10 protein-coding genes are annotated in these 13,942 nt (G+C 59.7%); 7 read left to right on the plus strand and 3 right to left on the minus strand.

The window, feature by feature from the left end:
• Window positions 1-52 precede the first annotated feature (52 nt).
• The 7 genes from AB7M25_RS15350 (at window position 53) to AB7M25_RS15380 (ending at window position 8,899) form a co-directional block, all read left to right on the plus strand.
• Window positions 53-1,240 (plus strand): lipid-transfer protein, encoded by a 1,188-nt coding sequence (locus AB7M25_RS15350; RefSeq protein WP_429385194.1) that lies wholly within the window; start codon window positions 53-55, stop codon window positions 1,238-1,240.
• A 57-nt stretch (window positions 1,241-1,297) separates the two neighbouring features.
• Entirely contained in the window at window positions 1,298-1,735 is a 438-nt protein-coding gene (locus AB7M25_RS15355) for a MaoC family dehydratase N-terminal domain-containing protein (protein ID WP_454237563.1), read from the plus strand.
• 10 nt (window positions 1,736-1,745) lie between these two features.
• Window positions 1,746-2,165 (plus strand): MaoC family dehydratase, encoded by a 420-nt coding sequence (locus AB7M25_RS15360; RefSeq protein ID WP_429385198.1) that lies wholly within the window; start codon window positions 1,746-1,748, stop codon window positions 2,163-2,165.
• 46 nt (window positions 2,166-2,211) lie between these two features.
• Window positions 2,212-3,042: an SDR family NAD(P)-dependent oxidoreductase gene (locus AB7M25_RS15365; protein WP_429385199.1), complete on the plus strand. Its 831-nt coding sequence runs from the start codon at window positions 2,212-2,214 to the stop codon at window positions 3,040-3,042.
• A gap of 90 nt (window positions 3,043-3,132) precedes the next feature.
• Complete coding sequence (locus AB7M25_RS15370) at window positions 3,133-4,278, plus strand: acyl-CoA dehydrogenase family protein (RefSeq protein ID WP_429385200.1); 1,146 nt, start codon at window positions 3,133-3,135, stop codon at window positions 4,276-4,278.
• Between the two features lie 246 nt (window positions 4,279-4,524).
• Window positions 4,525-6,093, plus strand: a complete 1,569-nt coding sequence (locus tag AB7M25_RS15375) for a long-chain-fatty-acid--CoA ligase (RefSeq protein WP_429385201.1) — start codon at window positions 4,525-4,527, stop codon at window positions 6,091-6,093.
• Window positions 6,094-6,226: 133 nt separating this feature from the next.
• Window positions 6,227-8,899, plus strand: a complete 2,673-nt coding sequence (locus AB7M25_RS15380) for a LuxR C-terminal-related transcriptional regulator (protein ID WP_429385202.1) — start codon at window positions 6,227-6,229, stop codon at window positions 8,897-8,899.
• 35 nt (window positions 8,900-8,934) lie between these two features.
• Here the strand turns inward: AB7M25_RS15380 and AB7M25_RS15385 are convergent, their stop codons facing one another.
• The 3 genes from AB7M25_RS15385 to AB7M25_RS15395 all read right to left on the minus strand — a co-directional run bounded on the left by AB7M25_RS15385 (window position 8,935) and on the right by AB7M25_RS15395 (window position 13,939).
• Window positions 8,935-11,388 (minus strand): efflux RND transporter permease subunit, encoded by a 2,454-nt coding sequence (locus AB7M25_RS15385; RefSeq protein ID WP_454237564.1) that lies wholly within the window; start codon window positions 11,386-11,388, stop codon window positions 8,935-8,937.
• Window positions 11,389-11,424: 36 nt separating this feature from the next.
• The gene (locus AB7M25_RS15390) at window positions 11,425-12,501 is read right to left on the minus strand and encodes a WD40/YVTN/BNR-like repeat-containing protein (RefSeq protein WP_429385205.1); all 1,077 of its coding nucleotides are present in this window, start codon (window positions 12,499-12,501) and stop codon (window positions 11,425-11,427) included.
• Between the two features lie 73 nt (window positions 12,502-12,574).
• A complete protein-coding gene (locus AB7M25_RS15395) occupies window positions 12,575-13,939 on the minus strand; it encodes a DUF1329 domain-containing protein (protein WP_429385207.1) in 1,365 nt (454 codons plus the stop codon).
• Window positions 13,940-13,942: the final 3 nt, after the last annotated feature.

Genomic DNA, 13,942 nt, shown 5'->3' on the forward strand with positions numbered 1-13,942 from the left:
TTGCCCCGCCCACCCTTTGCGCGAGGCATAACCACCCCGTATGGAGAAGACGATGTCGCAGAAAGTGTATGTAGCCGGCGTAGGCATGATCCCGTTCCTGAAACCAGGCGCGAGCGGTACCTATATCGAGATGGGCGCCCAAGCTACGCGTCTGGCCCTGAAAGATGCCGGTCTGGACTACAAGTTGGTGCAGCAAGCGTATGTCGGTTACGTCTATGGCGATTCCACTTCTGGCCAATCGGCCCTCTATGAAGTCGGCCTGAGCGGTATTCCAGTGGTCAACGTCAATAACAACTGCTCGACCGGTTCCAGCGCGCTGTACCTGGCGCGCCAGGCGGTGGAAAGTGGCGCCGTCGAGTGCGCGCTGGCCTTGGGCTTCGAGCAAATGCAGCCAGGCGCCCTGAAAAATCACTGGGATGACCGTCCGGCTGCAATGAGCAAGTCGTCTGAAGTCGTTGCCAGGCTGGCCGCCGATGCCGAAGGCGTTCCCATGGCCCTGCAGATGTTTGGCGGCGCTGGCCGTGAACACATGCAGACATACGGCACCCAAATGAGCACCTTTGCCGCGATCCGCGCCAAGGCCAGCCGTCACGCCTCCAACAACCCGCTGGCACTGTTCCGCAAGATCGTCACCACCGAAGACGTGATGAACGACCAAGTGGTCTGGCCAGGTGTGATGACGCGCCTGATGGCCTGCCCGCCGACCTGCGGCGCCGCCGCAGCGATCATCTGTAGCGAAGCGTTTGCAAAAAAGCATGGCCTGCGCACCGACGTGGTGATCCTCGCCCAGTCGATGACCACCGACACGCCGATCGCCTATGAGCCACCGTCGATGATTCAGTTGGTCGGCCGCGACATGGCCGAGCGCGCATCTCGCGAAGTCTATGAGAAAGCCGGCATCGGCCCACAGGACATCCGCGTCGCCGAAATGCACGACTGCTTCGCTCACAACGAACTGCTGACTTATGAAGCCTTGGGTTTCTGCCCAATCGGCGGTGCCGAGCGCTTCGTCCTCGACGGCGACAACACCTACGGCGGCCAGGTGGTCACCAACCCGTCGGGCGGCCTGCTCTCCAAGGGCCACCCGCTGGGCGCCACGGGCCTGGCCCAGTGTTATGAGCTGACCCACCAGCTTCGCGGCAGCGCCGAGGCACGCCAGGTCGAAGGCATCAGCCATGCTCTGCAACACAACCTTGGTCTGGGCGGCGCCTGCGTCGTGACCTTATACGGCCGCGGTTGAACCAAGTTGCCTGTGCGCCGGCCCGGGTTCACAGGCCATATCCAGGAGTTAACTGAAATGGCAGACAAGAATCTGATTGGTCATTCCCTCGGCGTCACTCACGCCGATGTTGAAAAGGGCCGCCTGCGTTTCTTCGCCAAGGCCATCGGTGAAACCGACCCGGTCTTCACCGATGAAGCGGTGGCAAAGGCTGCCGGCTACAAATCGCTACCCGTGCCGCCGACGTTCCTCATGTGCCTGCAAGGCGAAGGACGCAATCTGGTCGAACAACTGAACGTTTATGGCTTCGATCTGGGCCGCGTTCTGCACGCCGAGCAAGCGTTCGTTTACCACCAGCCGGCGGTTGCCGGTGACGTGTTGACCTTCGACACGCGCATCGTCGATGTCTACGACAAAAAAGGTGGTGCCCTGCAGTTTGTGGTCAATGAAACCCGCGTGACCAATCAAGACGGCGAACATGTGGCCGACATCCGCAGCACGCTGGTACAGCGTTGAGGAGCATTCGATGAACATTTCCCAGTACAGCGATATCCAGATCGGCGATCAAGTGTCGTTGCTGACATTGCCCGCAGTCAACCGCACCACCCTGGCCCTCTACTGCGGCGCCTCGGGGGACCACAACCCGATCCACGTGGACATCGACTTCGCCCGCAAGGCACGCATGCCCGATGTGTTCGCCCACGGCATGTTGTCGGCCGCCTATCTGGGCCGGCTGCTGACCAACTGGGTGCCACAGCAACAGATACGTTCGTTTTCCATGCGCTTCACCGGCATTACCCAGCTTGGCCACATCCCGACCTGCACCGGCACCGTTGCCGAGAAGTTCGAAGCCGACGGTGAAAAGCGCGTGCGCATTGAAATCAAGTGCAGCAACCAGTACGGCGAAGAAAAGCTGGCAGGTGTTGCCGTGGTGGCCCTGGCCTGAAGCGTACATGAACACACACATTCAAATAAGAAACGAGAACACAGTAATGAAAAAGCTTGAAGGTAAAGTGGCCCTGGTGACCGGTTCCGGTCGTGGTATCGGTCGTAGCGTCGCCCTGCAACTGGCCGGCTATGGCGCCAGGGTCGTGGTCAACGACCTGGACGCGGGTCCGGCCGAAGACGTGGTCGCCGAAATCCGCGCCGCCGGTGGCGACGCAGTGGCCTGCGTCGGTAGTGTAACGGCCGCCGATTTCGCCGAGCGCTTCGTCAAAACCGCCGTGGAAAGCTTTGGCGGGGTCGACATCATCATCAACAACGCTGGTTACACTTGGGATAGCGTCATTCAGAAAATGACCGACGAGCAGTGGTACGCCATTATCGACTGCCACCTGACTGCGCCGTTCCGCATCCTGCGTGCCGCCCAGCCGGTGATCAGCGCCCAGGCCAAACAGGAAGCCGCCGAAGGCCGTGAAGTGTTCCGCAAGGTGGTCAACATTTCTTCCATCGCCGCCGGCGGCAATGCCGGGCAAGCCAACTACTCTGCAGGCAAGGCAGGCATCCTGGGCATGACCAAGACCCTCGCCAAGGAGTGGGGGCGCATGAAGGTGTGTGTCAACGCCGTGGCGTTCGGCTTAATCGACACCCGCCTGACCCAGGCACTGGCCGGCGACGAGAGCAAGACCGTCAACATTGAAGGGCGCGAAATCAAGGTCGGCGTGCAGAAAGCCATGATCGACGGCGCCAGCCAGGTGATCCCTCTGGGCCGTCCGGGTACGCCGGAAGAGGCCGCAGGTTCTGTGGTGATGCTTTGCCTGCCGGAAGCGAACTACGTCTCCGGTCAGACTCTGGTCTGCGGCGGCGGCCACGGCGCCCTCTAAGCCCGCTTGTCCCGCCCCCGGATGCGCTATTGCTCACAGTGCAGTGGCTTATCCGGGATTTAACACTCAGAAGAATTCGAGGTATTCGCGATGCTGGATAATTACCGTTCGCCCTGGATGGACGAGGACGTCATTCCATTCGCTGACAGCGTTCGCCGCTTTGTCACCCAGTCCCTGGCGCCGCTGGAAGAAAAATGGCGCGAACAACATCAAGTTGATCGTGCCTCCTGGCTGGCCGTTGGCGAAATGGGCATGATCCTGCCCGACGTACCCGTCGAGTACGGCGGTTCGGGGGGGACTCCGGCGCACGTCGCAGCCGTGATCAACGAAATGACCTATGCCGGCGTCTCCAGCCTGGGCCTGGGTATCAGTCATATCGTGGGGCACTACATTCTGGCCGATGGCACCGAAGCACAGAAGCTGCACTGGCTGCCGAAGATCGCCTCGGGCGAAGTCATCTGTTCGGTGGCTATGACCGAGCCCGACACAGGCTCCGACCTGCAAGCCATCCGTACCCGTGCGGTGAAACAGGGCGACAAGTACGTCATCAATGGCGCCAAGACTTTCATCACCAATGGTCAGATCTGTGACATGGTCGCCGTGGTAGCCAAGACCGATCCAAACGGCGGCGCAAAAGGTATCTCGATCTTCCTGGTCGACACCCGTTTGCCGGGTTTCCGTCGTGGCAAGACCCTCGACAAGCTCGGCTGGGAGGCCCAGGACACCGCGGAGATGTTCTTCGACGACTGCGAAGTACCGGCCGACTGCCTGCTCGGCGGCGTCGAAGGCAAAGGCTTTTTCACCCTGATGAATCAGCTGCCGTATGAGCGCATGCAGATAGCCATGAATGCGACGGCCAGCATGGAGCGCGCCCTGGCGCTAACCCTCGAATACACCAAGGACCGCAAGGTGTTCGGACAGCGCGTCCTGGATTTCCAGAACACCCGCTTCACCTTGGCCGACATCAAGGCCACCACCCTGGCCTCGCGGGCGTTCTGCGACCACCTGATCCAGCAATGGATCGACGGCAAGCTCGATTCGCCCCAGGCCTCCATGGGCAAGTTCTGGCTGACCGATCGTTCGAGCGACGTGATCGATCGCTGCCTGCAGTTTTTCGGTGGCTACGGTTACATGAAAGAGTACCCGATCGGCCGCATGTGGACCGAAGCGCGGGTGACGCGCATCTATGGCGGTGCCAACGAGATCCAGCGCGAACTGGTCGGTCGTTCGCTCTAAGTACCCCGCCGCTTGCGGGTTTGCCACAGCCTCGGCAAGCCCGCCTGCCTGCCGAGGCTGCTGTTTAAACTTGTGTCATGACAGACCCTGGGTCATCACCTGCCATGACTACGACCCGGATGGCGAAGCGGTACGCAGTCGTTGGCCTCCATCGACCTCCACAACCGAGTAACGCACACGCCAATCGTGTGGCACACCACAAAGTATCTCCGTCACCCCCAGAACAACAAGAGTATGGAGTTATCGATGTACATTACCCAAGGGTTACACCGCCACCTGCAGCGCAGCCCCAACGCCATTGCCATTCAAACCGAATATGGCAGCGTTACCTATGCCGAGTTCGGTGATCGCGTCGCCCGCCTTGCCAGCGCACTGAAGACCTTGGGCATCGCCAGTGGCGATCGGGTGGCCATGCTATCGTTGAATTCGCAGCGCTATATCGAGTACTACCAGGCTGTGCCCTGGGCCGATGCAGTGCTCAATCCAGTCAACATACGTTGGAGCGTGGCCGAGATCGTCTACTCGCTGGATGACTCGCAAACCGGCGTGTTGATTGTCGACGACAACTTCGTCGCCTTGGCCGGCAAGATCATCGAGACAGCCAAGACACTGCACACGGTGATCTATGCCGGCGACGGTGAAACCCCGACCGGCATGCTCAATTTTGAAGCACTGATTGCAGCAAGTGCCCCGGTGCAGGATGCACGGCGCCAGGGCGATGCGCTGCTGGGCATCTTCTATACCGGCGGCACCACCGGTTTCCCCAAGGGCGTGATGCTAAGCCATACCAATATCTGTGCTTCTTCGATGGCCTTGGTCGCGTCGGGCTCGTGTCGCCCGCAGGAACGCTACCTGCATGTGATGCCAATGTTCCACCTGGCCGACTTTGCGGCGATGACAGCACTGTTCATCAGTGGCGGCACGCACCTGATCCTGCCGTCGTTCACCCCCCAGAAGGTGCTGGAAACCATCGCTGAGCAAGGTGTCAGCGAAATACTGTTGGCACCCACCATGATCCAGATGCTGCTGGACTGGCGCAGTAGCCATCCTCAAGCCAGCGAGTTCGACCTGTCCTCACTGCAAACCATCAACTATGGCGCATCCCCTATCACGCCGGCATTGCTCGAACGCACGCGCGAGGCCTTCCCAGGCGCAGGCCTGCGCCAGGGTTATGGCATGAGTGAGCTGGCGCCGATAGCGACACTCCTGCTCCCGGAGTATCACAGCGAGCAACACCACCACAGTGGCAAGATGTACTCCGCCGGATTGCCAGCGTTCTGTGTGGAAGTGCGCATTGTCGATGCTGAGGATCGCGAAGTACCGCGCGGCAGCGTTGGTGAAATCATCGTGCGCGGTCCGAACGTCATGCTGGGCTACTGGAACAAGCCGCAAGCCACCGCCGAAGCGATTCGTGACGGCTGGATGCACACCGGCGACGGCGGTTTCATGGATAAAGACGGTTTCGTATATGTCTGCGACCGGCTCAAGGACATGATCGTCAGCGGTGGCGAGAACATCTATAGTGCCGAAGTGGAAGCCGCCATCGCCAGCCACCCGTCAGTGGCCCAGGTCGCGGTGATCGGCATCCCCTGCGACAAATGGGGCGAGGCCGTGCACGCAGTGATCATCCGCAATCCGGAAAGGCGTGTGACCGACGAGGAGATCGTCAACCACTGCCGCGAACGTATCGCCGGCTACAAATGCCCGCGTAGTGTCGAGTTTCGTGACAGCCTGCCATTGTCCAGCGTCGGCAAGGTGCTCAAGACTGACCTGCGTGCGCCGTTCTGGGAAGGCCGCAAGCGCGGCGTGGCCTGAGGTATGGACATGCCATTGAGGGATACCTCATAGTCTCCGGATACAAATTAGGGCAATGCCGATCAGACGCATCCCCACTCCAGTGGAGTGGGGAAAGCCTGTCATTTGGCCAGCCAATAAAAATGGAAGCCTCATGAAATCGACTTCCCTGCTTGTCTCCACCAAATTTGCCCCTCCTCGCATATCTGGCCAGGCAATGCTGCGCGAAGTGTTAATGGCCCGTCTGCACGATGCACGCCACCACCGCCTCCTGCTGATTACCGGCAGCGCTGGTTTCGGCAAAACCACGTTGATGACGCAATGGCGGCTGGAGTTGCTCAAGGCTGGCGAGGTGGTGTCGTGGCTGTCGCTGAACGCCGAGGACGATGCACCAGAAACCTTCTGTGCAGGGCTGATTACAGCGCTGCAGAAAATGGGGCTGGCGCTCGAGGACGATTTGCTGCTGCTCGACCCTGGCGACAATGACTGGCTTCAAGCGATCTGTGCGGCACTGATCAACTCGCTCGACCGCAACGGTGCCGAGCAATACCTGATGATCGATGATTTTCATCACATCAACAGCCCGACCATCCTCGCTCTGGTTCAGGCTTTGGTTGACAATGCGCCGGCGAATTTTCATCTAATACTGGCCTCGCGGCTAGCCTCACCACTGTTGCTCGGAAGGCTGCGGGCGATAGGCGAATTGTGCGAGATCGAGAGCAGTGAGCTGACGTTCGCATTCTGTGAGTCTTACCACTTTCTCAAGAGCCATCTGGATGCGGCTATCGACCTCGATGCTGCCCATGTCATTCATGACCTGACCAACGGCTGGCCGATAGGCCTGCAACTGCTGTCCATCTCCATGAAGGTCAAGCCAGGCAAGCAAACCCGTCAGCAATTGCTCAGCAGTGCAAACCTCGGCGCCTACTTGTCCGAAGATGTTATCAGCGACCTCCCCGACGCGTTGTTCGAGTTCATGCAAAAGCTCTCGATCCTGCGCCGCTTCAATACGGAACTGGCCGCCCACGTCTGCGAAATTGATAACGCAGCAGAGCTGATCGCCACCCTTGAGGCACGCAATCTGTTCCTGTTTGCGGTCGACCTGCAAGAACGCTACCAGTGGTACCGCTGGCACCCGATGTTCGCCGAGTTTCTTGGCCAGCGCCTGGCCGAAAGTCAGATCGACGCCAGCCGACTGCACCTACGTGCGGCAGAGTGGTTTAACCACGAAAAGCTGTACCCGGAGGCCATCCGCCACGCGCTTGTGAGCGAAGACTTCAACAGCGTGGTGCAAATCATCCAGAGCGCCGTGCCCACCACCAGCAGCCTCAGCCATCTGGGCATGTTTATGCGCTGGATCGACCAGGTACCGGCAGATTTGCTTGAGCGCCATCCACAGTTGGTGTTGATGAGTGCGTGGTTTGCCGCAATTACCGGGCATCTGGAGCGCGCCAGACAGCTTGTCAGTACGCTCAGCCCAGACCAGATGTCGCCTCTTCAAATGCGCTACATCACATTACTCCATGCAGTTATCGCGGTTTTCCAAGAGGATGTCGAAACGGTGCTGGCCCTGGTTCGGGTCGTCGGCGACGGGCCATTGCGCCACCCGTTCTTCGATTGTTTCCGTGTTGGCATAACAGTAGGTGCGCTCGCCTTTCTGGGACGCAGTAGCGAAGCACGAAGCGAATTCAATGCGCCAGGTGCCCGCTTCCTGCAAACCCACGACTCCGAAATGGCATTGCTCAATCGCGCCGGCATCGTTAATGTCGCCTGGCTTGAAGGCAATATGCTGGAAGCCGAACGTAGCTGTGCGAGTATTCTTGCCACGGCTGAAGCCGGTTACGGCCGTCGCTCGCTCAGCGCGAGTACGATGGCCACTATTATGGGCGCCGTGCTGTATGAGATTGACCGCATCGACGACGCCCGCGAAACGCTCGCCAACCGCCTGAACGTGCTGCACTTTTCTCTGCCCGAATACATGTACTGCGCCACGCTGACCCATGCACGGCTACAGTGCCTGCAGGAGAGTGCGCAGGCCGCCCTGGACTATCTGGTTACGCAGGAGGCGCACTTCCGAAATATGGGACGGGACAATGGCATCGCCCTGATGCTCGCCGAACAGGTCAGAGTCACATTGATGACCGGCGACTGGCGCCATGCTCACTCCCTGCAGACGACCCTTGATGACCTGGCGGGTACCCCTCAGAGCACTGAGTCGCGCCAACTGATCATCCAGAGTACGGCCGCGCTATCACGTGCCCGCCTGTCTCTTGCCCGGCAGCAAGCTGAACAGGCCTTGGCAGACCTTGAGCAAGTGCATGCCATCGGTCAGCAATTAAACCGCGGCATACTCCTGGTCAAGGCCGACATACTCAAGGCGTTCGCGCTCGATGAACTTGGCCGTGACGATGAAGCCAGCTGCAGCCTCGGCACTGCGATCGCCTCCGGGTACCGCCTGGGTCTGATGCGCACTTTCCTCGACGAAGGAGAGGCGCTGCACGAACTGCTGCTCAAACTCGAAAAACAGACCAACAAGGAGGTAGAACAGTACCGGCAAAAACTGTTGTCCAACTTGAACAAAGCCATGACAACGGCCAGCGCCAAGTCCTCTGAGAACAACACTGCTCATGCACAAACCCTGAGGCTGACCAAGCGCGAACAAGAAATCCTCGCGCTGGTCGAACAATTGATGTCGAACAAACGTATCGCGTTGGCACTGGACATCAGCGTGCAGACGGTCAAGTGGAACCTCAAGAACATCTTCATCAAGCTCAACGTATCGAGCCGATACGAGGCGATCATCGCTGCCCGCAAGCTCTTGTCATAACTTCGATCAAGTTTGGGTGGTCTGACGCAGGGTAGTTATCTGATGGCCGCTTTGGTTGACACGTCGCGCAGCAGAAAATGCGAAAGCGCCGGAATCAACACCAATGCCCCGACCATGTTCCAGACAAACATGAATGTCAGCAAAATCCCCATGTCGGCCTGGAACTTGATCGGTGACCAGGCCCAGGTGATGACGCCCGCCGCCAGCGTTATGCCCACCAGTGCGACCACCTTGCCAGTAAAGGCCACCGAGTTCTTGTAAGCCTCGGTCAACGACAGGCCGGCGCGCTGCTGTGCGATCTGTACGCTGAGCAGGTACAACGCGTAGTCCACACCAATGCCGACGCCCAAAGCAATCACTGGCAGCGTGGCCACCTTCACGCCCATGCCCAACCAGACCATCAGGGCCTCGCAGAGAATCGATGTAAGCATCAGCGGCACCACTGCCACCACTACCGCTCGCCAGCTGCGAAAGGTAATGAAGCACAGCACGATCACCGCACCGTACACATAAAGCAGCATGGTCCGGTTGGCCTCGCGTACAACGATATTGGTCGCTGCTTCGATCCCGGCACTGCCGGCGGCGAGCATGAACTGTCGCTCATCATTGCTGTGTTCACGTGCGAAGGTCTCGGCGACTTGCACCACATGATCCAGCGTCTGTGCCTTGTGGTCCGAAAGATAGGCCACGATGGGCATCATCGAGCAATCGTTGTTGAAGAGTTCTGGATTGTTTACCGAGGCCTGTTGCGCACCGTAGTTCAATACATCCTGATTGCGCGCGATGGTCAGCATCTTCGGGTTGCCTTCATAGGAACCCGCGGTGATCTGTCGCACCGCATTGACCAGCGACACTGTGGTCTGCACGCCTGGTTGCTGTTGCAGCAACCACCCTAGGCGATCGGCTTCCACCAGCGTTTCGTACTTCAGGCAACCTTCGCTGAGGGTCTTGAGCATCACCGCAAACTGATCGCTAGACAGCGAATAGTTTGCGGTGATATAGGCGTTGTCGCGGTTGTAGCGTGAGTCAGCCCGTAATTCGGGTGCCCCAGGATCGAGGTCGCCGATCTTCAAATGGGTGCTGACCATGAAACCACCTATGGCCAGCAAGCAGGCGACGGTGACTGCCACGGCGGCCCAGCTACGCTCGGTGAAACGGTCGAGCAGGCTCCAGAGGTTGCCCAGGCCCTTGCCGTGCAGTTCCTTGTCTTCCTGGCGCAAACTGCGCGCCGCGGCCTTGCGACTCACGCCCCAGTAGGACAGCAGCACCGGCAATAGCACCAGGTTGGTAACGATCAATACCGCCACGCCGATACTGGCGGTAACCGCCAGGTCCTGGATCACCGGAATGTCGATCAGCATCAGCACGGCAAAGCCGACGGCATCGGCGAGCAACGCCGTGAGGCCAGCGAGGAACAGGCGGCGAAAAGTGTAGCGCGCAGCGATCAGCTTGTGCGTGCCGCGCCCGACGTCCAGCATGATCCCGTTCATCTTCTGCGCACCATGGGACACGCCGATGGCAAACACCAGGAACGGCACGAGGCTCGAGAACGGATCGAGCGCATAGCCCAGCAATGTGACGAGCCCGAGCTGCCAGGCCACGGCGATCACCGAACACAGGATCACCAATGTCGTGCTGCGTACGCAGCGGGTGAAGAAGAAAATTATGGCTGTGGCGATCAGCGCGGCGGCGCCGAAGAACATCATGACCTGCGCCAGGCCATCGATCAGCTCGCCAACCAGCTTGGCAAAGCCAATCACATGGATCTTTATCGAGCCTTTGCCCTCCTCGCCCTGCCCATGTGCATTGGATTCGCCTGCGAATTCGTACTTGTGGCGCAGCTGTTCTTCGAGCATGGTCGAAAAGGCGTGGTAATCGATGGCGTTGCCTGTGACCGGGTCTTTCTCCAGCAATGGCACGAAGATCATGCTTGACTTGAAGTTGTTGCCCACCAGGCTGCCGACTATCCCTGAGCGAGCGATGTTCAGCCGCAATTGCTCGACTCCCTTGGGCGAGCCGTCATAGGCATCCGGCATTACCGGACCACCCTGGAATCCCTCCTCGGTCACTTCGGTCCAGCGCACTGCAGGCGTCCACAATGATTTCATCCAGGCCCGGTCCACGCCCGGGGTGATGAGCAGGGTGTCGTTGACCTGTTTGAGCACCTCGAGGTAGTGCGGATCAAAGATGTCGCCTTCGCTGTTTTCCACCACCACCCGCACCGCGTTACCCAGCCCACGCAGGGACTGGCGGTTCTCCAGGTAATTCTGGATGAATGGCTGGCTTTGCGGCAGCATCTTCTCGAAGCTGGCGGTGAGCGCCAGCCGGGTCACTGCGAAGTAGCCCAGCAAAACGGTCACGGTCAGGCAGGTCAGCACCACCAGCAGGCGGTTGTTGAAAATCAGGCGTTCGAGCAGGTTTCCGGAGCGTGCATCAAAGCCCCTGAGTTCCTTGACCGTCGGCATCGTATCGCGTTCGTAGTGACCCATATCGTTTCTTGTCTCTTTTGTTATACGCAAGTGGGCTTACTCGAGGGGCAACTGACGCAGGCCGTGCGCGCCGGCCAGCACCAGCGAGCCCGCAGCTGATACCTGCGCGGCAGCAACCGGCGCCAGGCCATTGTGTGGCTGTTGCTTGAAGCTGGCCCCGTCGTCGTTGCTGACCAGCACGTGGCCGGCCTGGCTGAGCAGGAGGATCCGCCCGTCCGCAGTGAGCGCGCTCGCGGTGATGCTCAGGGGCAGGCCGAGTTCGACCTTGCTCCAGTTGCCCCCCCCATCGACGCTGCGATACGCGGTGCCGCGCAGGCCAAACACCAGCACCGCGCCGGGTTTGCCGGTGATGCCGAAGAATGTGCCCTTGTAGGGTAAAGAGGTTGCGTTGAAGCGTTGCGTCGCCGGATCGAGCTTGAGCACGAGGCCTTGTTCGCCAACGATGAACAGGTCGTTGCCGACCGGGCGCAATGCATAAAGGTTCAGCGCACCCGGGTTTTCCGTGCGGTCCAGCCAAGGGGTCCAAGTTTGGCCACCGTCTTCGGTGCGAAAAATCAGGTTGAAGGCCCCGACGATGTAACCTACCCGATCGTTCTCGAACCACACATCGAGGAACGGTTTGTCTGCGCCCTCCTCGCTCATGTGTCGGGCCTCAACAACCCGTGCTTGCAAGTCAATGTCCGAAGGCTGCGCGGCGGCCAGTCGCTGGTAGTGTGCGAGCATGCTCGGACCCACCTGGCGGCCATCGAACTGACGGATCCAGGATTGGCCAGCATCGCTGCTGTGCAATACCACTCCATCGTGGCCAACGGCCCAGCCCTGGCGGTGGCTCGGAAAATACACGGCAACCAGATCGGAGCTGACCGGCACACGGGCTTGCTGCCAATGCCCACCCGCATCGTCGGAGTAAAAAATGTGGCCACGCTGGCCAACCGCAACCAAGCGCGGACCGGCAGTCGCCAACCCGGTGAAAATACCCTGCAATGCCTTTTCGACCTGGATCGCGGGCTGATCGAGGGTATCGGCAAACTCCGCCGCCACGACGGATCTGGTAAAGGGCAGCGCCAATGCCACGCCGAGTGCCGTGAGCGCTATCCACCTAAACATAGTCATATGTATTTTCCGGGAAAAAGGCCACCGGGAGGCTTAGCGCCCTCCCGATGGCAAACACCGCTATGGGGTTCGGTTAGCGGATGCCCGCGCCGGCCAGTGACTCTGGCACCCACTGGGCCTTGGAAAGAGGCTCGATGTATTTGAGGCCGCCATAAGGGCCATAGACGCCGTTGATGTTGTAAACGCCGGAGACAAAGTCATAGAGCATGTGGTTGAAGGAGTCCGGCGCCTGCACGTCGTAGCTCTGGGTCAGGTGGGCAAAGCCCCCGCGGTAAAGCTGACCACGGGCGTCGTATTCGTCGGAAGCCACAGCGATCCAACTGTCTTCATCGAGGTAAAAGGTGCGCTTGCTGTAGATATGGCGCTTGCCGGGCTTGAGCGTTGCCTCGATGACCCAGACACGATGCAGTTCCCAGCGCATCAGATCGGGGTTGACGTGGTGAGGAGTGGTCACGTCGGCTGCTTTTTCGTGGTAGCTCAGCTTGTAGGTGTTGTACGGGACGTACATCTCCTTCTTGCCGACCAGCTTGAAGTCGTAGCGATCCAACGCGCCGTTGAACAGGAAGGCATCGTCATAGGTAGCCGCCCCCATCGTGCCCGGGTTTGGCGTATCGTAGGCCAGGTCCGGCGCCAACTTGACCCGGCGTTGTCCCGGCAAGTACTGCCAGGCGCGGCGCGGTTGTTTCATCGGGTTGACCGCATCCATGACCAACACGGCTTCACCCGCGCGGCGGGCGGGCCCGGTGTACTGCAGCTTGATCTTGTAGAAAATTTCGTCAGAGGCGACCGTACCGGCCGGACGATTCGGCGCGTATAGCGGGTATTCCACATTGACGTTGCCGGTGGAGCTCAGCGAAGCGACACCAGAGGAGTCGACGTTCCAGGAGTCGTACTTGGTATTGAAGCCGACACCCTGATAGCGCAATAGATGGTTCCACATCGCTTCATTGCCATCGACAGGGATTGGAAATGGCACGCCCGGCAAGGTATTTTCCAGTGCAAGACCACCCTCGGAGGTCTTGGTGTTCACTGCGTTTTTCGCGGTGTTTTCCAGCACTTGCGGTGACAGCGCCACGGTGCGGTGGGTCGGGTAGACATCGACGCGATAGGACGGGTAACGCTTGAGCAGTTCCAGGGTCGAAGCCGTCAGCTTGCCGGCGTACTGGGCGGCATTTTTTCCATCGATCACCAACGTCGGTTTCTCGCCATCGAAGGGATCGGGGCGAAAGGAACTGCCTTTCTGGAAGCTGGCCGGTGCCGTGGTGAGCCCGCCGGTGTAGGCCGGGATGGTGCCCTCGGCATTGCCGGCTTTTTCAGCGCCGACTGGCGTCAGGGTGCTACCGAGCTTGGCAGCCTGGTCCGGGGATACGGCCGCATGGGCGGCACTTGCGACGGCCAGCGCAAGGGTGATGGCCAGTAAGGTTTTGACAAATTTCATGGG

The sequence above is a fragment of the Pseudomonas sp. AP3_22 TE3818 genome, assembly GCF_053628995.1.